The following is a 23,772-nucleotide window of genomic DNA, read 5'->3' on the forward strand; positions in this document are numbered from 1 at the left end:
TTTCATGTTTTCGATTGCGATTTTAGCGGGGGGGTTGGCTACACGTTTGCGCCCAATTACAGAGACTATCCCTAAAGCATTAGTTGATGTGGCAGGTGTTCCTTTTATTTGTCGGCAACTCAATTATTTACGTGATCAGGGAATTGAGCAAGTTGTGCTGTGTATTGGTTACCTCGGTGAAATGATTGAAACATTAGTAGGTAATGGTGAGCAGTTCGGCTTGAAAGTCAGTTATTCCTCTGATGGAACTACCTTGCTGGGGACTGGAGGAGCACTCAGAAAAGCATTGCCATTATTGGGCGAGCATTTTTTCGTGTTGTATGGAGACTCTTTTTTACCAGTAGATTTTTCTGCGGCTCAACGGGCTTATATACACAGTGGACAACAAGGATTAATGACCGTCCTGAAAAACAGTGATCGTTGGGATAAAAGCAATGTTTTATCTATCGATGGACAATTGGTTGAATACAACAAAAGAGCCCCGAGAGCAGATATGACTCATATAGATTATGGATTAGGAGTACTTTCTGCTGGAGTTTTATCTCATTACCCTTTGGATCATTTTTTTGATTTGGCGGATGTCTATCACACGTTGTCTGTGACTGGACAGCTTGCCGGACTAGAAGTGCAGGAACGTTTTTATGAGATTGGTTCACATAGTGGTCTGAAAGAAGCTGAGGAATTCTTTTTAACGAAGGAGTCATCATGAGTTACGCATTACAGCATTTGCAAGAAACGACAGAGATTATTCAAAAAATGGATATCGATGCGATTGAAAAAATGGCGGACTTATTGGTAGCGGTTAGAGCTAACGAAGGGCGGGTTTTCTTCCTTGGTGTCGGGGGAAGCGCAGGCAATTGCTCTCATGCGGTTAATGACTTTCGTAAAATTGTCGGGCTTGAGTGCTATGCCCCTACAGACAATGTTTCGGAATTAACAGCCAGAACTAATGATGAAGGTTGGGCTAGTGTATTTGTTGAGTGGCTCAAAATTAGTAAGTTGCAAGCTAAAGATCTGCTGTTCATCTTCTCTGTAGGTGGGGGCAATCTTGAGAAAAACATTAGCCCTAACTTGGTGGAGGCCATTAAATTAGCAAAAACCGTTGATGCTAAAGTTGCTGGAGTGGTAGGTCGAGACGGTGGTTACACTGCTCAAGCCGCTGATGCTTGCGTGATTGTGCCAACAGTGAATCCGGATAACATCACTCCACACTCAGAAGCATTTCAGGCGGTGCTGTGGCATCTATTAGTCTCCCATCCAAAACTCAAGGTCAATCAAACCAAATGGGAATCTGCGGTTAAATAAGGCAGGGAAATAAATTGCAACCTATGCGAAAGGCTGTTTTTTTAGATAGGGATGGTGTTATTAATCGTGCTCTCGTGAGTGATGGTAAACCTTATCCGCCTGCTAACCTCTCTTCGATGGAAATACTGCCTGGTGTCGATCTTGCAACTCAAGCGCTACACGATGCGGGTTGGTTACTTATTGTGGTGACTAATCAGCCTGATGTTGCCCGCGGGACAACAACACGTGCTGCTGTGGAAGCAATTAATCATTATTTACAAAAAACTTTACCGATTGATGAGTTTCGCACTTGTTACCATGATTCAGATGATGGTTGTAATTGTCGTAAACCATTACCCGGGCTGTTAGTCACCGCTGCCAAGACGCACAATATTGACCTTACCGCCAGCTATATGGTTGGTGATCGTTGGCGTGATATTGAAGCGGGTAAATGTGCTGGCTGCAAAACTATTTTTATTGATTATGGCTATGCTGAGAAACAACCTACGATTGTTAACCTTCGCGTCCAGTCTTTATTAGAAGCGGCGCATATTATTTTAGGAATAAGGATATGAAAAAAATAGAAGATCTTAAAGTTCAGATTTTTGCTGATGGTGCAGATAAAGCAGGTATGTTGGAAATGTATGCTAAGCCTTATATAAAGGGACTGACTACTAATCCTACTCTAATGAAAAAAGCGAACATTAATGACTATCGCGCGTTTTGCAAAGATATCCTTACTTATATAAAAGATAAACCTTTGTCATTCGAAGTTTTTTCTGACGATTTTGCAGAGATGGAACGTCAAGCAATGGAGATTGCCAGTTGGGGTGATAATGTTTATGTCAAGATTCCTGTGACAAATACAAAGGAGGAAACTTGCTATGAGCTGGTTAAAAAGTTAGGTGCGCGAAAAGTTAAAATGAATATCACCGCTATTATGACGTTAACCCAAGTTTGGAATGTCGTAGCATCGCTTAATCCTAATGTTCCTAGTTACGTATCTGTCTTTGCAGGCCGAATTGCCGATACTGGGCGCGATCCTGTTCCAATGATGACAGCTGCAGTAGAAATGCTTAAAGTAGCACCTGCTGCAGAGTTGATCTGGGCTAGTCCACGTGAACTGCTTAATATTTTTCAAGCAGATCAAATTGGTTGCCAGGTTATTACAGTGACCAACGATATTCTAAAAAAACTCTCTTTAGTGGGTTATGATCTAAATATTTACTCGCTAGATACGGTAAAGATGTTCTATAACGATGCGGTTGCTGCTGGATTTAAACTTTAAACAAGATGCTTTAATCACGGAAATAACCAGTCAGGATAGTCTTTATTGAATTTTTATTCAGCAAGGACTATTAAATAAATGATTTAGAAATAAAGGCCCTTTACCCATGATTCCATTGGTAACTATTGCTGTTCCATCTTTTAACCAAGGGCGATTTCTTGACGATGCGCTGTTGTCGATTTTTCAGCAACAGATTCCTGTTGAGGTATTTGTTCTAGATGGCGGTTCAACAGATAACTCAGTTGATGTTATTCGTAAATGGGATAACCAATTAGCGGGTTGGCGTAGCCGTAGCGATGATGGACAGGCTTCTGCTATCAACGAAGGAATTGCATTGGGTAGTGCACCCTTTGTGTGCTGGTTAAATAGTGATGACTGGTTTTTACCTAATGCATTGTCAATATTGCTCAATGAGTTGCAAATGTATCCTAAAGTCCCTGCAGTTTATGGACGCTCTTGGAATTTTGAACAAAAAACAGGGAAACAGACCCCTGTATGGGTTGAACCCTTTGCGGAGAAACGACTAGCACTGCGTTGTATTGTTTCACAGCCTGCGACACTAATTCGTCGTTCGGCATGGGACGCTGTTGGGGGGTTAGATAGTCAACTACATCTAGCTATGGATTATGACTTGTGGTGGCGTCTGTACAAACAAATCGGTGTTTTGCATTTTGTGGACGAGTTTATTGCGATAAATCGGGAGCACGAAGCCACCAAAACTAAAACCCTGCGCTATCGTCACTACCAAGAAGCAATAGCCGTAGTACGAAAATACCATGGGCGTGTTCCACTAAAGTGGTGGTTAGCTCAACCATATGCCGTGTGGTTCAAGTCGATAGTTGGATAGGCTGATAACTTTGGCGGATATATATGAGAGTTCTTCATTTTTATAAAACAGCATTTCCTGACACCATGGGTGGGGTTGAACAAACTATTGATCAAATAGCCAGAGGGGCTAACAAGTTAGGCGTTGAAGTCGATGTGCTATCACTAACATCACGACAAGTACCTCGGACGATAGAAATTGATGGTTATCTGGTGCATCGGGCTAAGCTCGATCTGCAGATTGCATCAACTGGTTTTTCCATATCCGCTTTTTTACGTTTTTCACAGTTAGCAAAAAAGGCAGATATAATCCATTATCATTTCCCTTGGCCATTTATGGATGTTGTGCATTTCGCTACCAGAGTAAAAAAACCGACAGTAGTAACCTATCATTCAGATATAATTCGTCAAAAAAACTTACTCAAGATATACCAACCACTCCAGTGGAAGTTTTTAGGTGATGTGAATCGAATAGTTGCTACATCACCAAATTATCTGGCAACTAGTAGTATATTGGAAAAGTACAATCATAAAGTTAGCGTAATTCCTATTGGCTTAGACAAGCCTACCTATCCCGTACCGTCTCAGGCAAAATTGGATTATTGGCGTGAAAAGGTAGGAATAAAGTTTTTCCTTTTTATAGGTGTTATTCGCTATTACAAAGGTTTGCATATTTTGATGGAGGCAGCACAGGGAACTGATTATCCTATTGTAATTGTTGGTGCTGGACCGATTGAGATGGAGCTCAAAGCTCAGGCTAATAAATTGAATTTACGTAATATATATTTTTTAGGGCATTTACCAGATGAAGACAAAGTTTCATTGCTAACGTTGTGTTATGCCATCCTTTTCCCCTCCCACTTACGTTCAGAAGCCTTTGGTATATCGTTATTGGAGGGAGCGATGTATGGTAAGCCTATGATTTCTAGTGAAATTGGAACGGGAACAACGTTCATTAATATTGGTAACCAAACCGGATTGGTTGTACCGCCTAGTGATCCATTGGCAATGCGGCAGGCAATGAGTTATCTCTGGCTACACCCAGCGGAGGCGGCTGAAATGGGGCGTCGTGCTGAGGCACGATATTGGCAGCACTTTACGGCAGATCGGATGGTTCAGTCATATATTGATTTGTATACCGACTTAATTAAGTAAACCCTAGAGGGTTTTGTCATTTAATATTAGGCCCTTTTCTTACCAACAAATATGCTACTATTCTGCTTTCTTCTATATTCCCAGAATATCTACTATGAAATTTCCTGGCAAACGCAAATCTAAACACTATTTTCCTGTTAATGCTCGCGATCCCTTATTGCAGCCGGCTCAGACAGAAAATGAAGTGAGTACATCTTATATTGTTGGCATTGATCAGACGCTGGTTGATATTGAAGCGAAGGTCGATGAGGACTTTATTACGCGTTATGGTCTTAGTCAGGGGCACTCTTTGGTTATCGAGGATGATGTCGCCGAACGTCTTTATCAAGAATTGATGGCTAACGGACTGATTACTCATGAGTTTGCTGGCGGTACCATCGGTAATACGTTACATAATTATTCAGTGTTGGCTGATGACCGTTCTATTTTGTTAGGTACGATGTGCAGCAATATTAAAATTGGCAGCTATGCCTATCGCTATCTGTGTAATACCTCGAGTCGCACCGATTTGAATTATTTACAGGCAGTAGATGGTGCGATTGGCCGTTGTTTTACTTTAGTCACCGAAAATGGTGAGCGAACATTTGCTATCAGTCCCGGCCAAATGAACCAGTTACGGCCAGAAAGTATTCCTGAAGAGGTCATTGCGGGTGCATCAGCACTGGTCCTTACTGCTTATCTGGTACGCTGCAAACCCGGTGAGCCGATGCCTGATGCAACTATGCAGGCTATTCGTTATGCGAAGAAACACAATGTTCCGGTGGTGATGACATTAGGAACGAAATACGTCATTGCAGATAATCCGCAGTGGTGGCGTGATTTCCTTAATGAGCACGTTTCTATCGTAGCGATGAATGAAGATGAGGCTTATGAGCTGACGGGCCTAAATGATCCGTTAATGGCCTCTGATATGGCATTGAACTGGGTTGATTTAGTCCTCTGTACCGCCGGGCCTAATGGGCTGTATATGGCAGGCTATACGGAAGAAGCTAATAAACGTCAAACTCAGCACCCATTATTACCCGGTGCCATTGCTGAATTTAACTTGTATGAATTTAGTCGAGCAATGCGCAAAGAGCATTGTGATAATCCATTACGTATTTATTCGCATATAGCCCCTTATATGGGCGGGCCTGAGAAGATAATGAATACTAATGGGGCAGGGGATGGCGCTTTATCTGCTGTGTTGCATGACATTGCAGCTAATGGCTATCACCGTAATAATGTTCCTAACTCAAGTAAACATGTGCGCAGTTATCTGAGCTACTCTTCATTGGCGCAAGTATGTAAATATGCCAATCGGGTGAGTTATCAAGTGTTGAATCAGCATTCACCGCGTTTAACTCGTGGTTTGCCGGAGCGAGAAGACAGTTTGGAAGAGTCTTACTGGGAACGGTAATTAGAGTGTTAGATTAATAAACAGGGCCGGCATATGCTGGCCCTGTTTGTTTTTGTCTTATTGGATAACGAAATGGTGCTTAGATTGGGCAGACTGGGCGCTTATCGTCTTCGGTCAGCGTTTCTATTTTCAGCATATTAAGCATGCTGTTAGCGATTTCACGTTCGCCCATCACAACCTGATTGGCACCACGGTCGGAGATATAAACAACTTCATCGTCGTAATGAGCACGCGCAATTATCTCAAGGTCTGGCCGTTTAATTCTGGCGGAGGCAACAATTTCCCCAGCCTCGTAACCATTTGGAATTGTCAGTAATAGCCAACGGGCGCAATCCAAACGTGCCAGTGACATAATATCTGCACTGGCAGCATTGCCTAATACCGCATTAATGCCTTGCTCACGTAGGGCTTCCACTCTTGGTCGGGAATTCTCAATGACAACCAATGGAATTCCTTCAGCATGCAATTTTGCCCCTAATAGGCTACCCACTCGACCATAACCCACTAATAAAGCATGGTTGCACAGGTCGACAGGGATCTGTTTTTCCTCTTCGACAGCCTCTTCCAGAATCAGGTCTTCCATAGTTTCGTTCTTGGCTAAATAGCGGTCTAGCAGAGTGAAAAGTAGCGGATTGAGCATGATGGACAAAATCGCGCCAGCCAGTACCAGATTACGGCCATGTTCTGACATCAAACCAAGAGAAATCCCGAGCCCCGCCAAAATAAAGGCGAATTCACCAATTTGTGCCAAGCTGACTGAGATAGTGAGTGCGGTGCGTTTTGAGTGACCAAACAACCGTACCAAGATGAATGCCGCAGCTGATTTCCCAAAGATGATGATCGCCAATGAAGCCGCTACGGCTAACGGCTCATGCACTAAGATCATCGGGTCGAACAGCATCCCAACCGAAACGAAGAACAGCACGGCGAATGCGTCACGCAGTGGCAAGGTATCTTGCGCGGCTCGGTGGCTCAGTTCAGACTCATTCAATACCATTCCGGCGAAGAATGCCCCCAGAGCAAAGGATACGTCAAACAGCCCTACAGCGCCGTAGGCAATACCGAGCGCTAATACCAACACCGCTAACGTAAACAGCTCACGAGAGCCTGTACTGGCGGTTTTGGCCAGTATCCATGGAACCAACCGGCGGCCCACAACAATCATCAACGTAATAAAGGCGATGACTTTACCAATGGTAATTGCCAGCTCAGTGAATAATTGGCTCAGACTGGTGGTTTCATTCCCCATCACGCCAGCAAATGCCGGTAATAGGACCAGTGTCAGTACCATCGCCAGATCTTCAACAATCAGCCAGCCAATCGCAATCTGCCCTCGTTGACTGTCAATTAGTTGCCGTTCTTCCAGTGCTCGCAGTAATACCACGGTACTGGCGGTTGATAGACAAAGACCGAAGACAAATCCTGTCATCAAGTCCCAGCCTAATAAATGAGATAGCCCCATACCGAGTAGGGTGGCGACGGCTATTTGCGCGACCGCTCCGGGTATGGCGATGGCTTTTACTGCGAGGAGGTCTTTAAGCGAGAAGTGAAGTCCAACACCAAACATCAACAAAATAACACCAATTTCAGCCAGTTCAGGTGCTAATGAGGTATCAGCGACAAAACCTGGCGTGAATGGCCCGGCTAGCACCCCTGCGGCAAGGTACCCCACCAGTGGTGAGATGCGCAGACGGTGAGCCAGAGTGCCCAAGAGGAAGGCGAGAACAAGGCCTCCGACGATCGTGGTAATTAAGGGTGTTGAGTGGTGCATCCAGACTCCTTCTCGTTATACCCGCCATCTTTTAAGCTGCAGGTGTGTGGCTGTATTCAAATCTGCTTCCAGCGGCTTTGTCACCCGAGTCACTTACCTGAGTAAGTTGATCGAGATTATGCGCCAGACTAGGGGTTCACTCTTTGGGCTAGCGCCGCATTTTTGAAATCTATTGGGATATACAGGGCGGTAGCATTTCACAGCAATAACATCAGTTTATTGCATTTATGCGATCAATGCGCGATAAAAATTAAATTTTTATCGATAAAAGTCTGCTTTGGCATGGAAACTGTTTGAAGTGGTTGTTTGTGGGGGATTTGATATTTTCATCACGATTACACTGGGAACTCTCCCGACTGAAACATATATCTCAGTCGGGATTATAAGGTTATTACTATTACTTATCTTCTATATTAGGCAGTAAGGCAGTAAATATCCCCAGTAATGGTAAGAATGCACATATTTGATAAACCAGCTCAATACTGGTTAAATCCGCAACATACCCTAGTACAGCCGCACCTACCCCCCCCATACCGAAAGCAAAACCGAAGAATAGGCCCGATACCATGCCCACTTTCCCCGGAATCAACTCCTGCGCATACACCAATATTGCGGAAAAGGCTGATGCCAGGATAACACCAATGATCACAGTCAAAATCCCAATCCAATACAGCGATGCGTAGGGTAAAATAAGGGTAAATGGTGCAACACCCAAAATTGAGCCCCAAATAACATATTTTCTCCCAATTCTGTCGCCGAGAGGGCCGCCAATTATGGTGCCAGCGGCAACGGCAAAGAGGAATACAAATAAATGTATTTGGGCATTTTGTACTGAAACACCGAATTTATGCATCAGAAAAAAGGTGTAATAGCTGCTGATGCTGGTCAAGTAGAAGTATTTAGAGAATATCAGCACCATCAAGACAGCTAACGTGCTTACAACCGTCTTTTTCGGCAGTACTTTTGCTGATGAGACCTTGATGACTTTGCCATGACTGGCTCTTTGTTGCTGCTGATACCATTTACTGACTTGCAATAGCACCACAATCGCCAGTAATGCGGCGAGTGAGAACCAGCCAACATTGCCTTTACCGTAAGGCGCAATCAGGATTGCGGCTAACAACGGGCCGAGAGCACTGCCGAAATTACCACCAACCTGAAAAATGGACTGAGCCATACCATGACGGCCACCAGATGCCATACGAGCGACCCGCGAAGATTCCGGATGGAAGACTGAAGAACCTGTCCCGACCAATGCTGCCGCCAATAAAACCACCGGGAAGGTTGTGGCAACCGCTAGCAACAAAATACCGGATAGGGTGAAACCCATCCCGATAGGCAAAGAATAGGGCTGGGGATGTTTATCCGTATACAGACCTATCAAAGGCTGCAATAGCGAGGCCGTCAGTTGGTAAGTCAGGGTAATTAACCCTATCTGGGCAAAACTCAGTGAAAACTCGGCTTGTAGTAGTGGATAAATCGCCAGAATCAGCGACTGGATCATATCGTTGAGCAAGTGAGATACGCTGATAGCACCCAAAATAGAGAAAGAGGTGCGTTTTACAGAAGTGTTAACGGAAGGCTGGAGTCCAGTCTCAGAGCGATCGGTCATAATGAGTATTCGCCTAATAGTTTTCACTGTTAATAATATGTTGGTAATGAATACATATTATGCAGTTCGAATGATTTTTACTACTACTGACATAATTTGATATATATTCCAAAGTTATGAAATTTGTACTTCCGTCATCACATTACAATACAAAGTGTGTCACAGTATGGCCTTGATTTATCGTGATATTGGTATATATCCCTCAAATTTCATTCATTAAGCTGGCATTTTTGGTGCTGGTTTTTAACGACAACATGGAGATTTGCCATGCGTTTTTCATTACCAACCACAGCCTGTGCCTTAGCTGTGTCGCTGGCGTTTGCACCGGGATGGGCGGCGGCCTGGGAAAAAGACAAAACTTACGACATCACTATTTTGCACACCAATGATCATCATGGTCATTTCTGGCAAAACGATTATGGCGAGTATGGTCTAGCCGCACAGAAAACGGTGGTGGATGAGATTCGCAAGCAAGTAGCCGCCGAGGGGGGAAGTTTGTTACTGCTCTCCGGTGGGGATATCAATACCGGTGTGCCTGAATCTGATTTGCAGGATGCCGAGCCCGATTTCCGTGGTATGAATTTAGTGGGTTATGATGCCATGGCTATCGGTAATCATGAGTTTGATAACCCACTGAGTGTGCTGCGCCAGCAGGAAAAGTGGGCGACCTTCCCGCTATTATCGGCCAATATCTACCAGAAAAGTACTCAACAGCGGTTGTTCAAACCTTACGCTTTGTTTGATAAGCAAGGGGTGAAAATTGCGGTAATTGGCTTAACCACTGACGATACTGCGAAGATCGGGAATCCCGAGTATTTCACGGATATCGAATTCCGCGTGCCGGCGGTAGAGGCAAAGCAAGTTGTCGATCAACTGAGAAAGACCGATAAGCCTGACATTATTATCGCCGCGACACATATGGGGCATTACGATGATGGCAAACATGGTTCTAATGCTCCGGGTGATGTCGAGATGGCGCGCAGCCTCCCCGCAGGCTATTTAGATATGATAGTGGGCGGTCACTCGCAGGACCCGGTGTGTATGGCCAGTGAAAATCATAAACAGGCGAATTATATCCCGGGGACGCCTTGTGCCCCAGATCGACAAAATGGTACGTGGATCGTGCAAGCCCATGAGTGGGGTAAATATGTTGGACGAGCTGACTTTACCTTCCGTAATGGTGAGTTGAAACTGGTGAGTTATCAGTTAATCCCAATCAATTTAAAGAAAAAAGTTGAGAAGGCGGATGGCACCAGCGAGCGAGTTTTCTATACGCAAGAGATTGCCCAAGACCCATCGATGCTGAAGCTTTTAACCCCATTTGAAGAGCAGGGTAAAGCACAACTAGAGATTAAAGTGGGCAGTGTGAATGACAAGTTGGAGGGGGATCGCAGCAAAGTCCGCTTCGAACAAACCAATCTGGCACGGATGTTATTGGCGGCACAAATGGAACGTGCGGGTGCTGATTTTGCTGTGATGAGTGGCGGCGGTGTTCGCGATTCTATCGAAGCCGGTGATATCACTTATAAAGATGTGCTTAAGGTTCAACCATTCGGTAATACTCTGGTTTACGCCGACATGAAAGGCAGTGAGGTTGAGAAGTATCTGGCGGTGGTGGCAAATAAAAAAGTAGATTCTGGCGCTTATGCTCAATTTGCCAATGTTAGCCTGGTGGCTGATGGCGAGGGGGTTAGCGAGGTGAAAATACAGGGTAAGCCGTTAGAACCGAATAAAACTTATCGTCTGGCGACATTGAATTTCAACGCGCTAGGCGGTGATGGATATCCGAAGATTGATACCTTGCCGGGGTATGTCAATACTGGTTTTATCGATGCAGAAGTTCTCAAACAGTATATAGAAAAACACTCGCCACTGGATGCTAGTCAGTATCAGCCGAAAGGTGAGATTGTTTATAAGTAAGCGATGAATCTGGAAGCCTCCTGCTACTGATGGAGGCTTCTTTCATCCCCTTGTTAATATCCCCGTCATCTTTCAAGTTGCAGGGTTGTTGGCTGCCATCACTCACCCAAGTCATTGAGCTATCTCAACGCCTTGGATTCATTCAGTTGCCGCCTACCTGCAACTCGAAATCTATTGGGTATACAACCGATTTATCAATCCCTTTTCGCGATATCAGCAAATGTACCTTGCAGTAATCGGCACAGATCTGTTGCAGCTAATTCAATGTCTAAACCGCGTTTGCCGCCAGAAACAAAGATAGTGGCATATTCTTGTGCCGGGCTATCAATCACTGTAGGGAGGCGTTTTTTCTGCCCTAATGGACTAATACCGCCAACTAAATATCCGGTGCTGCGCTGTGCCAACTGCGGGTCAGCCATTTCTGCTTTTTTTGCCCCTAATGCACGAGCCACCTTTTTTAGGTCAAGCTGGGTGGCAACAGGGGTCACGGCAACCGCCAGATTTTTGGCATCGCCATTTAATGCAACCAACAAGGTCTTATAGACTTGGTCTGCATTGAGCCCCAGCTTTTTAACCGCCTCATCGCCAAAGTTAGTCTCTGTGGCATCGTGGTGATAAGGGTGTAAGGTGAAAGGAACTTTTTGTTTTTCCAGCAAAACGACTGCAGGTGTCATAATAAACGTCCAATTTAAAATGAAGATTTATTCCAGTGGATTATCCTACATATGAACATTGGCGTAAGGTTAAAAATTAACCTAACAAAATCAGCATAATGCTCAAATGTCATGTGAGTTACGATGAATGTCGGTTGCTAATCTAATCGTCAGGTTGCTACCCTGTATTTGCTGCTCATATTATCCGCAAGGAATGTGAGCGCTTAATAACTAAAATAATGAAAATTCCTCTTTGACTGGCCGATAGCGATATCGGCCATTTTTTTATTGCAGACCGGGTTGCAATAATTCAGGAAGATTTCCTTCGCCATATAAATGTAGTGCACCGACCGCAACCACATAGCGCCCGGCAGGTAATTGCTCCAGTTGCTGCTGCCAGCGTTTGTTGCGCTGAATCATTAGCACGTCGTACAGGCCTTGGCTAAAAGTGGGCGCCAGTGTGCTCAAATCATTTACCGGATGATGCTCCAGCCACCAGCTAATCATGGTTTGCAGCAGACGGGCATTGGTGTGCCAGTGGGTCAAAGTATCCAGCAGTAAAGACATGCCGTTGTCTGGCAGGGTCTCGAGCAAATCGAGCTGCATTTGCGCGCCTTCCAGCTCAATAACATTTTTCTCCTGTGCCGCCGCCGCTTTCAATAATTGGTAATCGATGCCGTATTCACCACGTAGCCCTAAACGTTGAGCCTGACGGGCCTGTAGCATTAGGGCAACTTGCCATGCTGGTAGAAACGCCATGGACTGTGGGTCGCTGCCCAACTCTTCGCAGCGCTGCAATAACTGTTGATAATGCTCTTCAGATAACCGGTCAACTAATGCTTCATCAAGACTATCGTTACCAAAGGGCGAGGCTGTTTCAGTGATATCAGCTTCGACAATGAGCGCATCAGCCAGATTCAACTTATTGAGCAACTCGTGGGGAAGGGGAAACATACCTTCGGTTCCCATATGAATGCTACCGACCAAGTGAAAATGACGTTCACCGGGTAACGTGATATCCAAAGCAGGGTAGGTATAGGTCGCCGAGGCAGTGATGCCCAGAAATTTTGCGATGCGGCGTAATAATTGGCCCATGTGGTTCCCTTATTAGCGTTTTCTAACATGCTAAACGCTAAATGGCGCACAAGAAAGTGTTGTGCGCCATTAGGTTATCGGGAAAGCCCCTTTTGACTTGAAACCGCACTGTTGTTAGCGGCATTCAGTGACTTGTTGGCCTCGACTGTTCGAGGCCGCTGCAAGCCGCCATTCCAATTACTTTGACACTTGGTGAGTGCTAGGTTTAAAACGCAGTAACCGGTTAGCATTACTAACAACTGTAATCGATGACAGAGCCATAGCCGCCCCCGCCACTACTGGGCTGAGTAAGGTTCCGGTGAAGGGGAACAAAATACCCGCTGCAATCGGGATCCCCAGCGCATTATAGAAAAATGCCCCCAGCAGATTTTGTTTCATGTTCCGCAATGTGGCTTTGGAAAGCTCTACTGCATCTGCTACTCCATGCAAACTATGGCGCATCAGGGTAATCGCCGCAGTTTCAATCGCAATATCACTGCCGCCGCCCATGGCAATCCCGACATCGGCCTGTGCCAGTGCTGGCGCATCATTGATGCCATCGCCAATCATCGCCACTTTATGCCCGGCAGCTTGCAGTTGCTTAATCGCCTCTGCTTTACCATCAGGCAAGACTCCGGCGATCACCTGATCAATACCGGCTTCTTTGGCGATAGCATTCGCGGTAATAGGGTTGTCACCGGTTAACATCACCAAGTTGTATCCTTGCTGATGTAATCGTTGCAGTGCGCTAACACTATCACTGCGCAGTGGATCTCGAATCGACAATAGCGCTGCCGGTTTGCCTTGTGCCGTCAGAATAACCGGCGTAGCACCGCTTTCAGCTTGTTGCTGCATCAGTGATTGCAACTCACTGGTATCAATCTGCTGTTCCTCCAACAGACGATTATTCCCCAGCAATAGCGGGATGCCATCGACTTCACCACTGACCCCCAAACCGCGTAATGTACGGAATTGGTTAACCGTCGCCAGTGTCAGCCCCTCTGCTCGCTGTAAAATAGCACGTGCCAATGGGTGATTAGAGCCGGTCTCCAGTGCCGCCGCCCATTCCAATGCTTGCTGTTCGCTGACACCATTGAAGGTATGAATAGCGACCACTTGCGGTTGCCCTTCGGTCAGGGTACCTGTTTTATCGAACACTAAAGTGTCGAGGTTGCTGGCCTGCTGCAATGCATCTGCATCACGTACCAGTACGCCAAACTCGGCCGCACGGCCTACACCGGAGATAATCGACATCGGCGTTGCCAGCCCTAGAGCACATGGGCAGGCGATAATCAGCACCGTCGTGGCGACTACCAGGGTGTAAACCAGCTGCGGTTGTGGGCCGAAGAAATACCAAATTAGCCCTGCAATAACCGCAATAACGACCACCGTTGGCACAAACACGGCCGAGATTCTATCCGCCAATTTGCCGATTTCCGGCTTGCTGCTTTGCGCCTGCCGGACCAGTTTGATGATGCGCGCCAAGGTGGTCTGACTGCCAATGGCATTGGCGCGGAACAGCACTGACCCATCCTGCACTTGGGTTCCGGCATGGACGACATCACCCGCCGATTTTTGTTGCGGGATAGGTTCGCCGGTCAGCATGGCTTCATCCATCCACACTTCACCTTGCACGATTTCACCGTCAACCGGAACGCGGTCGCCTGTCGTCAGGCGCAATGTCATGCCCAGTTGCACATCCGCGAGTGGGATGACCTGCTCGCCTTCGTCTGTCACCCGCCGTGCGGTTGGCGGAGCCAAGTCTAGCAAGCGCTCCAGCGCATTTGATGAACGCTGTCTGACGCGTTGCTCCATAGCATGACCAAGGTTAATTAAACCGATGATCATGGCACTGGCTTCATAATAAAGATGGCGTGCTTCCATCGGGAAAACTTCTGGCCAGATATTCACCGTGATGGAGTAGAGCCAGGCCGCACCGGTACCCAAGGCCACCAAAGTATCCATGGTGGCACTGCCATTCTTCAGACTGACCCAGGCATTACGATAAAAGTGACCGCCGGCAAATATCATCACCAGCAGAGTGATCACCCCGACAATCAGCCACGGCGTTTGGGTTTCGGGCGTTAGCGTCATACTGCCGCCAAATAACCCCCATCCCATCAATGGGATACCCAGCAACAGGCCAAGAGCAGCTTGCCACTGAAAACGCTTCATACTGGCTTGCGACATTTGATGCTGGCGTTCACGCCGCTCGCCTTCATCTTCAATGATTTCAGCACCATAACCGGCGTTTTTCACCGCGGCAATTAAGGCTTCATTGCTGGGGTGACCGGTCACTAATGCACTGCGCTCGGCAAGGTTGACGCGCGCCACCTCGACACCATCAACACTTTCCAGCGCATTTTGTACTTTAGACACGCAACTGGCGCAGCTCATTCCGGTCAGTAATAACTGAACACTGTCGCTATCACTGGCTGCGGGGTCTGCCGCTGATGTTGTTGCCGGAACAGTTGAAGAGGCCGCTGCCAGATGTTCCGGCTGAGATGGGGCTGAGTGAGTCAGCGGCTCAGTTTTTGGGGATTCAGCCCCTTGCAGTGTGGCGTGATAGCCCGCTTGTTCCACGGCATCAATCAATGCTTGTGCATCAGCCTGACCATAAATTTTGGCACTATCGAGGGTCACATCAGCCGCAATCACACCAAGGACTGCTTCCAGTGCTTTACGGGTAGACTCAGTACAATGTCCACAACTTAAGCCGGAGAGCTGTAATTCAACATCCGGTGTTTGAGCTTCTTCCGCCTGATAACCTGCCTGTTTGACGGTATCAATCAGCACATGAGTTTCAGCTTCACCAGTGACTTTCGCATAGTGAACATTCACTTCAGCATGATGAACATCTTCACGGCTTTCTAGCGCAGTTTTCACGCGTTTGGCACAATTCATACAGGAGAGGCCGTGTAAGGCCAGCACTGTGGTTTGCAACATAGTTAACTCCTTATCGAGTAGGAACCTATCCATAAATTTTGTAGGGATAAGTTTAGTCGGTATTCCCCGTCATAGACCTTATTCATGGCAAAAATGGACTGATATATCGCCTTTAACTGTACAGCTTTTATTCCGTTGACCGTCTTTCATTCTGCTTGACTAGCATGGTTATTTTCACTAATTATAGAGGTTAAACCTTCCAGCAAGGGGAAGGTCAAGGGGGAATGATGAATATCAGCGATGTCGCAAAAAAAACCGGTTTAACCAGTAAAGCCATCCGTTTTTATGAAGAAAAAAAACTGGTGACCCCGCCGATCCGGACGGATAACGGCTACCGCAGCTACAGTGCTAAGCACATTGAAGAATTGACACTTTTACGTCAGGCGCGGCAGGTTGGTTTTACACTGGATGAGTGCCGTGAATTATTGGCATTGTTTCATAATCCGGCTCGGCACAGTGCAGATGTGAAAGCTGCGACGTTGCAGAAAGTCGCAGAAATCGAGCAGCATATTAATGATCTTAATCAGATGCGATTACGCTTGTTGGCTTTGGCCGAAGAGTGCCCAGGCGATGATGGTGCGGATTGTCCGATTATTAATAATCTGGCGGGATGTTGCCATGCGGATAATAAGCAGGAAGCTAGCACCAAGCAAAAAGTTGAGAGTTAACCAAGAAATCGGTTACTGATTTTTTGTTATTAACCTCGGCGTATTTAGATAAATACGCCTTTAGATTAAATTTTCAGTGATGAGTTATTGGACGAACATGCAAAGTGTTGCCTTCCACTAATATCACTTCAACTTCAGTACCGACACTCAGCTCAGTGGCGCTGTAAATGCGCCAGCTACTGTCACCCACCTTCATGCGGCCATAGCCATCAACGGTTGCTTCAGTTAGCGTTGCGCGCGTTCCCAACAATTGATGATTGCGTTGGTTCAGCATGGCGGGCTGTGGTTTGATGCGTTTGCTCAACCAGTACCACCAGAGGATGGCAGAGACCACTGTCAGCACAGAAAACAGCACGCCCTGCATTTCCCAGCTAAAAGGAAATAGCCAGACTAGAATGCCGACCACCACTGCAGCCACACCGCTCCACAGCATGTAACCACTGGCACCTAGCATCTCAGCGGCCAGTAATAGGCCGCCGAGTGATAGCCAAAACCAGTTTGGGTTTACTGCAATATCCTCCAGCATGGTTATTTACCTCGGCTGTTTTTACTCTCGCCAATCAGTTCTGCAATACCACCAATAGCACCCATCAGGCTGCTGGCTTCCAGTGGCATCATAATGACTTTACTGTTATTAGCTGAGCCGATGTGTTGCAGTGCATCGGTATATCTTTGGGCCACAAAGTAGTTAATGGCTTGAATATCACCAGCAGCGATAGCCTCAGAAACCATTTTGGTCGCCTGAGCTTCTGCTTCTGCCGCACGTTCACGCGCTTCAGCCGCCAAGAATGCGGACTGACGCTCACCTTCCGCTTTCAGAATTTGTGACTGTTTTTCACCCTCGGCACGCAAAATAGCCGCCTGACGAACCCCTTCGGCTTCCAGAATATCTGCACGTTTGGTACGTTCAGCTTTCATCTGAGCATTCATCGCAGAAATTAGTTCAGTCGGTGGGCGCACGTCGCGGATTTCAATACGAGTGATTTTAATGCCCCACGGGTTGGTGGCTTCATCGACGATATGCAGCAAGCGGCTGTTGATGTTGTCGCGTTGAGACAACATTTCATCCAGCTCCATTGAACCCAAAACAGTACGGAAGTTGGTCATGGTCAAGTTGACGATGGCGAGTTCCAAATTGCTGACTTCATATGCAGCTTTTACCGGGTCAATAACCTGGATAAAGCAGACGGCATCAATCGCCACATTGGCGTTATCGCGAGAAATAATTTCTTGGGATGGGATATCCAGAACCTGTTCCATCATATTGATTTTACGACCAATACGATCCATAAATGGCACAACGATATTCAGGCCTGGCATCAGTGTTTTGGTATAACGGCCAAAACGCTCGACAGTCCACTGAAAACCTTGTGGGACGATCTTGATTGAGGAAAAGACCACAATCAAAGCTACAACGATAAGAACAGGGATGACCGTAAACATATTTAACTTCCTGTCAGCAATGAATATTGTTTCTTAATATTACGTGACAGAGCGCTAAATGCCTAACGAAAGGCAGGTAAAAGCGTGTAAAGGAGAAAAAGCGCGATTGGGGCAGAATAAAACAGCGCGGGATGGCCCCGCGCAGTAGCAAATAATGGCAATAGAATAACGGTGAATGACCGTTAAATATCCCTATCAGTACAGTAATGAATACAGTTGACGACGATATTTAGCTGCCAGCGCATCGCCAGTGCCTAATGCCGCTAAAATATCCATTAAAGTCTTACGAGCGGTACCATTGGCAGCGGCCAAGTCTTTCTTCAGATGCCCCAATAATAGCTCCAATGCTTCTTCGTTGCGACCCACCTGATGCAGTTGCAGTGCTAATTGCACCGCAAGTTCGGCGTTATCGGGTTGCTCAGCCACTTGCTGTTGTAGTTGCTGAATTTCAGGGGTATCGGCGGCCTGTTTTAACAACTCGATCTGTGCAATCAGCCCCTGGTAGCGGGTATCACGGTCCTGGAGCGGAATGGTCGCCAACACGCCTTCGGCATCTTCACTGCGGTTGAGCAGAATTTGTGCTTCTGCCAGTTGCAGCGCGATGTCGCTGGTTTGTGGGTTATGGCTTTGCTGCATTAATTGCCAGGCGTCTTTCAGCAATGGCAAGGCTTCTTGTACATTACCCTCACTCATCAATTTTGCCGCTTCGGCTGCTTTCAGTTCTTCAGGTTTTGGCAGCACACGTTGCAGCAGTTCGCGGATAACCTCTTCTGGCTGTGGCCCCTGAAAACCATCGACCGGCTGGCCGTCTTTAAACAGATAAACCGCCGGGATTGAGCGCAAACCAAACTGTGACGCAACCATCTGTTGTGCATCACAATCGACACGCGCCAGAATAAATTGGCCCGCATATTCTGCGGCTAATTTATCCAATACCGGAGTGAGTTGCAGACAGTGCTGGCTGCGTTCTGACCAAAAGTAGAACAATACTGGCACAGCCATGGATTGTTCTAATGCCTGATGTAGGTTCGCTTCAGTAATATCAATCGTTGTAGGTGCTAGCATGAATTTTTTCTCTCATCTGTTTTAACAGTAGATGGGGGCAGATTATGTTGCTTCAACCCTGACGACTATTATCAAGAATTGCCACGCAGGACTTTATCTAACATTCGTCCCGGTAATATACGGCGCAGTATTGTCAGTGCATGGGCCACCAAGGTGACTGGATAACGCAATTGCGGGCGCGGGCTTTCCAGCGCATGGCGCAATTTCGGTAATATAGCTTCCGGTGGCAGGGTAAAACGCTTCGCAATACCGGGATTATTCACCGGTTTATCCGCTTCTGCCTGATTCACATTTTGCGTGAAATGGGTACTTATCGGGCCGGGTTCAATCAAGCTGACATGAATACCGCTGCCGTGCAGCTCCATACGCAATGCATCTGACCAGGCTTCCAGTGCATATTTACTGGCAGCATAAGCGCCGCGACCGGCGGTTGAAACCAGCCCCATGACTGAGCTGGTTTGAATAATACGCCCTTCGCTGTGGGGGAGCATTGCGGGTAGCAGCAACTGTGTTAGTTGGTGAGTACCAAACAGGTTAGTGGAAAATTGTTTCTCTAACTGTTGGCGAGAAATGGTGTGCAGTGGGCCGTAGAGGCCAAAACCGCCATTATTAAACAAAGCATACAAGCGCCCACCGGTCAGTTCGATGACTTGTGCTGCGGCACGTTCGACACTGTCACTGTCATCCAAATCCAGCTCAATACCTTCCAGACCCATCTGTGTCATTTTGACCACGTCATCGGGTTTACGGCAGGCTGCCAATACGCGGTAACCGCGGTTTTTCAAATCTTTTGCCGCAACCAGGCCAATGCCACTGGAACAACCAGTAATTAATACTGCTTTTTGCATAACTTTACCTAGTGAGTGAATCTATTTGTTTAAAGTAATGGTTAACTAATCACTATAATTCAATGTTATTTGATAACTAACGGCTGGAGCTGTTGCGCCATCCAATCAGCAATGAAAGGTTGGGCTTCTGCGTTAGGATGTAAACCATCATCCTGCATCCACTCCGGTTTTACGGCCACTTGTTCCATAAAGAATGGAACCAGCGGGATGCCAAATTGCTGTGCCAGTTGCGGATACATTGCAGTGAAGGCATCAGTATAACGGCGGCCATAGTTAGGCGGAATGCGGATTTGCATCAATAAAGGCTGGGCTTTCGCTTCCTTTATCAGATTGATAACTTGCGTGAGATCCCGTTGAATATCCGGTGTTGGAAAACCACGCAACCCGTCATTAGCGCCCAGTTCAATCAATACCCAGCGCGGCTGATGTTGTTTGAGCAGGGCGGGTAGGCGCGCCAAACCTTGCGCGGCAGTATCACCACTGATACTGGCGTTAACCACCCTAGGCAGTGATGGCGTGGCTTGCCATGTTTTATCCAGCCGTGAAGGCCATGCTTCGGCAATAGGCAAGCGGTAACCGGCGCTTAAACTGTCGCCGAGAATCAAAAGTGTATCGGTTGCGGCGGCACGCAAACTGAATAATCCCAACAGTAATAGGAAGGGAAGATGCCAGCGGAAAACGTTCTTGAAGTTCATCATCTTAATAAACACGTCGGTCAGGGTGAGCAACAGCTCTCCATCCTTACCGGAGTTGAGCTGGTTGTCAAACCCGCTCAAACAATTGCGCTGATTGGTGAGTCAGGTTCAGGTAAATCAACTTTGCTGGGAATTCTGGCAGGTCTGGATGATGGCAGCAGTGGTGAAGTGAGCTTGCTGGGGCAGTCATTGACTGCTATGGATGAAGAAGGGCGGGCGCAACTGCGGGCCAAAAACGTCGGTTTTGTGTTTCAGTCATTTATGTTGGTGCCCACACTCAATACCTTAGAGAACGTACAATTACCCGCACTATTACGCGGGGAAAGCGAACGTGAAAGTAAAGTACATGCCATTGAGTTATTAAAGCAGGTGGGGTTGGAGAAACGTCTTCACCATCTTCCGGCTCAGCTTTCCGGTGGCGAACAGCAGCGCGTGGCGTTAGCTCGGGCCTTTAGTGGTCGGCCAAAAGTATTATTTGCTGATGAGCCAACCGGCAATCTTGACCGGCACACTGGCGACCGTATTGCCGATTTACTGTTTTCCCTTAACCGGGACTACGACACCACGTTAATTCTGGTGACCCATGATGTGCAACTGGCTGGTCGCTGCCAACGTCGGCTGCGCCTGCAGGACGGTAAATTGTGGGAGGAAGCATGATTTGGCGGTGGTTTTGGCGTGAGTGGCGCTCACCCTCACTGCTGATTGTTTGGCTGGCATTAACACTGGCGGTGGCCTGTGTGCTGGCGCTGGGCAGTATCAGTGATCGGATGGAGCAAGGGCTTAATCAGCAAAGCCGTGATTTTCTGGCGGGTGATAGGGTACTGAGAGCCTCTCATCCAGCACCGGAAGGCTGGTTACAGGAAGCGAAGCAGCAGGGGCTGACCGTCAGTCGCCAGCTTTCGTTTATGACCATGACCTTTGCTGGCGACCGACCTCAACTGGCTGATGTCAAAGCCACTGATTTGGCCTATCCGCTGTATGGCGAATTAGAAACCTTGCCTCCGCACGTCAAGCTTGAACCGGGGACGGCGCTGGTGGCCCCGCGTCTGCTGGCGCTGTTGGGGGTTAAGGTCGGGGATTCAGTTGAAGTGGGTGATACCTCGCTGAAAATTATTGGCGAAGTGATTCAGGAGCCAGATTCAGGTTTTAACCCATTCCAAACCGCCCCACGAATTTTGATTAATTTGAGTGATGTGGAAAAAACCGGTGCGATACAGCCGGGTAGCCGCTTGAGCTACCGTTATATGTTTGCTGGCTCACCCGATGCTATCGCGCAATTTAGTGACTGGCTTACACCACAACTGACACCGGAGCAGCGCTGGTATGGTTTACAAGAGTCCGGTGGTGCACTGGGTAAATCCCTGCAACGGGCGCAACAATTCTTGCTGCTATCGGCATTATTGACGTTATTGTTGTCTATTGCCGCGGTTGCTGTGGCGATGGGGCACTATTGCCGCAGTCGCTATGATTTAGTGGCGGTGCTGAAAACATTGGGGGCCGGGCGCAGTGCATTGCGACGGCTGATTATTGGCCAGTGGCTCTCTGTTTTGGTGCTGGCGGGTCTGTGTGGCAGCGTCATTGGGCTATTGTTCGAGAAAATATTAATCCGCTTATTGTCCCCGGTGTTACCGGCCGCATTACCAGCGGCCGGGTTATGGCCATGGGTATGGTCAATGGGATCGCTGGTATTGATTTCATTGCTGGTGGGGATTCGCCCTTATCGGCAATTACTGGCGACTCAGCCCTTGCGAGTATTGCGCCGCGATGTCTCTGCCAATGTTTGGCCACTACGTTACTTTATTCCGGTGATGATCGTGGTCGTGGTGGGGTTATTGGCCCTACTGATGGGGGGGAACGCTCTGTTATGGGCGATCCTCGGTGGCATGGTGGTATTGGCGCTGCTGTTAGGTGTCATTGGCTGGGGCGGTTTATTGCTGCTACGTCGCTTGACCGTCACTCGCTTGTCATTGCGGCTGGCGATCAACCGGTTATTGCGCCAACCGTGGATGACTCTGACCCAACTGGCGGCATTCTCACTCTCATTTATGTTATTGGCTTTGTTATTGGTGCTGCGCGGGGATCTATTGGATCGCTGGCAACAACAGTTGCCGCCAGATAGCCCCAACTATTTCTTGCTGAATATCACTCCGCAGCAGGTGCCGCAAGTGACTGAATTCCTCACCCAGCATCAGATAACGCCGTCAACTTTCTATCCTATTGTCCGGGCGCGTTTAACGGAAATTAACCAGCAACTGGCGACGGAGCGGGTACATGAAGACGCCCCCGGTGGCGAGGCTGTCAACCGGGAGCTGAATCTTACCTGGCAGCAGGATCTACCGGCGCACAATCTTTTGACTGCGGGGCAGTGGCCACCAAAGGCAAATGAAGTGTCGATGGAGCAGGGGATTGCTGACCGATTGGGAATTAAAATCGGCGATAAGCTGACATTCAGCGGCGATACCCAGTCATTTGAGGCCACGGTGAGCAGTATTCGTCAGGTAGATTGGGAAAGTCTGCGTCCTAATTTTTACTTTATTTTCCCGCCGGGTGCGCTGGATAATCAGCCGCAAACTTGGCTGACCAGCTTCCGCTATCAAGGGGATGGAGAGGTGCTGACGCAATTAAACCGCCAGTTCCCAACCCTCAGTTTGCTGGATATCGGCGCGATGCTTAAACAGGTCGGGCAGGTGCTACAACAGGTTAGCCGTGCACTGGAAGTGATGGTTATTCTGGTCATTATTTGTGGCACCTTGTTGCTGTTGGCACAAGTACAGGTCGGCATGCGCCAGCGCCGTCAGGAGTTGGTGGTCTATCGCACGCTCGGAGCAAGTAAACGCTTACTGCGGGGCACATTGTGGTGGGAGTTTGCACTACTGGGATTGGTTGCTGGCTTGGCGGCGGCAATCGGTGCAGAAGCTGCACTCTGGGCCTTGCAGCGGTTAGTGTTTGATTTCCCATGGCAACCCAACTGGGTGATGTGGTGGTTACTGCCATTGGCGGCGGCACTGTTACTGTCAGTTTGTGGTGGTTGGTTGGGCGCGCGATTGTTACGAGGCCGAGCATTATTCAGAGGATATGAAAGCTAGTTCTGTTCTAGTGCGGGCAGTGCGTAACTGCCCGCTTACT

At 47.6% G+C, this 23,772-nt stretch carries 21 protein-coding genes; 11 read left to right on the plus strand and 10 right to left on the minus strand.

The window, feature by feature from the left end:
* Window positions 1-4: 4 nt before the first annotated feature.
* The 7 genes from FTA96_RS06375 (at window position 5) to FTA96_RS06405 (ending at window position 5,951) form a co-directional block, all read left to right on the plus strand.
* Window positions 5-709, plus strand: a complete 705-nt coding sequence (locus FTA96_RS06375) for a nucleotidyltransferase family protein (RefSeq protein ID WP_145573405.1) — start codon at window positions 5-7, stop codon at window positions 707-709.
* Window positions 706-1,305 (plus strand): SIS domain-containing protein, encoded by a 600-nt coding sequence (locus tag FTA96_RS06380; protein WP_145573407.1) that lies wholly within the window; start codon window positions 706-708, stop codon window positions 1,303-1,305. Before FTA96_RS06375 ends, FTA96_RS06380 begins: the two co-directional genes overlap by 4 nt.
* A gap of 23 nt (window positions 1,306-1,328) precedes the next feature.
* Window positions 1,329-1,859: a D-glycero-alpha-D-manno-heptose-1,7-bisphosphate 7-phosphatase gene (locus tag FTA96_RS06385; RefSeq protein WP_145573408.1), complete on the plus strand. Its 531-nt coding sequence runs from the start codon at window positions 1,329-1,331 to the stop codon at window positions 1,857-1,859.
* Window positions 1,856-2,572: a transaldolase gene (locus FTA96_RS06390; RefSeq protein ID WP_145573410.1), complete on the plus strand. Its 717-nt coding sequence runs from the start codon at window positions 1,856-1,858 to the stop codon at window positions 2,570-2,572. The genes FTA96_RS06385 and FTA96_RS06390 overlap by 4 nt, the downstream gene beginning before the upstream one ends.
* 106 nt (window positions 2,573-2,678) lie before the next feature.
* Window positions 2,679-3,419 carry a glycosyltransferase family 2 protein gene (locus FTA96_RS06395; protein ID WP_145573412.1) on the plus strand — a complete coding sequence of 247 codons (741 nt, stop codon included), beginning with the start codon at window positions 2,679-2,681 and terminating at the stop codon, window positions 3,417-3,419.
* Window positions 3,420-3,442: 23 nt separating this feature from the next.
* Window positions 3,443-4,552 carry a glycosyltransferase family 4 protein gene (locus FTA96_RS06400; RefSeq protein WP_145573414.1) on the plus strand — a complete coding sequence of 370 codons (1,110 nt, stop codon included), beginning with the start codon at window positions 3,443-3,445 and terminating at the stop codon, window positions 4,550-4,552.
* Between the two features lie 94 nt (window positions 4,553-4,646).
* Window positions 4,647-5,951, plus strand: a complete 1,305-nt coding sequence (locus tag FTA96_RS06405) for an inosine/guanosine kinase (RefSeq protein ID WP_050133528.1) — start codon at window positions 4,647-4,649, stop codon at window positions 5,949-5,951.
* Between the two features lie 79 nt (window positions 5,952-6,030).
* On the opposite strand, the gene ybaL is transcribed toward FTA96_RS06405, so the two are convergent.
* Together ybaL and FTA96_RS06415 are read right to left on the minus strand one after the other, a co-directional pair.
* On the minus strand, window positions 6,031-7,722 hold the full coding sequence (gene ybaL, locus FTA96_RS06410; protein WP_050108868.1) for a YbaL family putative K(+) efflux transporter: 1,692 nt from the start codon (window positions 7,720-7,722) through the stop codon (window positions 6,031-6,033).
* A 397-nt stretch (window positions 7,723-8,119) separates the two neighbouring features.
* Window positions 8,120-9,334: an MFS transporter gene (locus FTA96_RS06415; protein ID WP_050108866.1), complete on the minus strand. Its 1,215-nt coding sequence runs from the start codon at window positions 9,332-9,334 to the stop codon at window positions 8,120-8,122.
* Between the two features lie 267 nt (window positions 9,335-9,601).
* Here FTA96_RS06415 and ushA point away from each other — a divergent pair, with 267 nt between their 5' ends.
* On the plus strand, window positions 9,602-11,254 hold the full coding sequence (gene ushA / locus FTA96_RS06420; RefSeq protein WP_145573416.1) for a bifunctional UDP-sugar hydrolase/5'-nucleotidase UshA: 1,653 nt from the start codon (window positions 9,602-9,604) through the stop codon (window positions 11,252-11,254).
* Between the two features lie 194 nt (window positions 11,255-11,448).
* On the opposite strand, the gene ybaK is transcribed toward ushA, so the two are convergent.
* The 3 genes from ybaK to copA form a co-directional block, all read right to left on the minus strand.
* The gene (gene ybaK, locus FTA96_RS06425; RefSeq protein WP_005167764.1) at window positions 11,449-11,928 is read right to left on the minus strand and encodes a Cys-tRNA(Pro)/Cys-tRNA(Cys) deacylase YbaK; all 480 of its coding nucleotides are present in this window, start codon (window positions 11,926-11,928) and stop codon (window positions 11,449-11,451) included.
* A gap of 264 nt (window positions 11,929-12,192) precedes the next feature.
* Entirely contained in the window at window positions 12,193-13,002 is an 810-nt protein-coding gene (locus FTA96_RS06430; protein ID WP_050144935.1) for a TraB/GumN family protein, read from the minus strand.
* A 177-nt stretch (window positions 13,003-13,179) separates the two neighbouring features.
* Complete coding sequence (copA, locus tag FTA96_RS06435) at window positions 13,180-15,927, minus strand: copper-exporting P-type ATPase CopA (RefSeq protein WP_145573418.1); 2,748 nt, start codon at window positions 15,925-15,927, stop codon at window positions 13,180-13,182.
* 227 nt (window positions 15,928-16,154) lie between these two features.
* Here copA and cueR point away from each other — a divergent pair, with 227 nt between their 5' ends.
* On the plus strand, window positions 16,155-16,595 hold the full coding sequence (gene cueR, locus FTA96_RS06440; protein ID WP_050133514.1) for a Cu(I)-responsive transcriptional regulator: 441 nt from the start codon (window positions 16,155-16,157) through the stop codon (window positions 16,593-16,595).
* Between the two features lie 73 nt (window positions 16,596-16,668).
* On the opposite strand, the gene FTA96_RS06445 is transcribed toward cueR, so the two are convergent.
* The 5 genes from FTA96_RS06445 to tesA form a co-directional block, all read right to left on the minus strand.
* The gene (locus FTA96_RS06445) at window positions 16,669-17,121 is read right to left on the minus strand and encodes an NfeD family protein (protein ID WP_050108856.1); all 453 of its coding nucleotides are present in this window, start codon (window positions 17,119-17,121) and stop codon (window positions 16,669-16,671) included.
* A 2-nt stretch (window positions 17,122-17,123) separates the two neighbouring features.
* Window positions 17,124-18,038, minus strand: a complete 915-nt coding sequence (locus FTA96_RS06450; protein WP_004712636.1) for an SPFH domain-containing protein — start codon at window positions 18,036-18,038, stop codon at window positions 17,124-17,126.
* Window positions 18,039-18,233: 195 nt separating this feature from the next.
* Window positions 18,234-19,103 carry a co-chaperone YbbN gene (locus tag FTA96_RS06455; protein ID WP_050108853.1) on the minus strand — a complete coding sequence of 290 codons (870 nt, stop codon included), beginning with the start codon at window positions 19,101-19,103 and terminating at the stop codon, window positions 18,234-18,236.
* Between the two features lie 71 nt (window positions 19,104-19,174).
* The gene (locus FTA96_RS06460; RefSeq protein ID WP_050108851.1) at window positions 19,175-19,951 is read right to left on the minus strand and encodes an SDR family oxidoreductase; all 777 of its coding nucleotides are present in this window, start codon (window positions 19,949-19,951) and stop codon (window positions 19,175-19,177) included.
* A 65-nt stretch (window positions 19,952-20,016) separates the two neighbouring features.
* Window positions 20,017-20,646, minus strand: a complete 630-nt coding sequence (gene tesA / locus FTA96_RS06465; RefSeq protein ID WP_186371544.1) for a multifunctional acyl-CoA thioesterase I/protease I/lysophospholipase L1 — start codon at window positions 20,644-20,646, stop codon at window positions 20,017-20,019.
* Here tesA and ybbA point away from each other — a divergent pair.
* Both ybbA and ybbP read left to right on the plus strand, forming a co-directional pair.
* Window positions 20,617-21,303 (plus strand): putative ABC transporter ATP-binding protein YbbA, encoded by a 687-nt coding sequence (ybbA, locus tag FTA96_RS06470; protein WP_050108998.1) that lies wholly within the window; start codon window positions 20,617-20,619, stop codon window positions 21,301-21,303. The two genes, tesA and ybbA, sit on opposite strands and share 30 nt — an antisense overlap.
* Window positions 21,300-23,732, plus strand: coding sequence for a putative ABC transporter permease subunit YbbP (gene ybbP / locus FTA96_RS06475; protein ID WP_050151509.1), 2,433 nt, complete (start codon window positions 21,300-21,302; stop codon window positions 23,730-23,732). The genes ybbA and ybbP overlap by 4 nt, the downstream gene beginning before the upstream one ends.
* Window positions 23,733-23,772: the final 40 nt, after the last annotated feature.

It is taken from the genome of Yersinia alsatica (genome assembly GCF_902170305.1).
GTDB classification, from domain to species: Bacteria; Pseudomonadota; Gammaproteobacteria; order Enterobacterales; family Enterobacteriaceae; genus Yersinia; species Yersinia alsatica.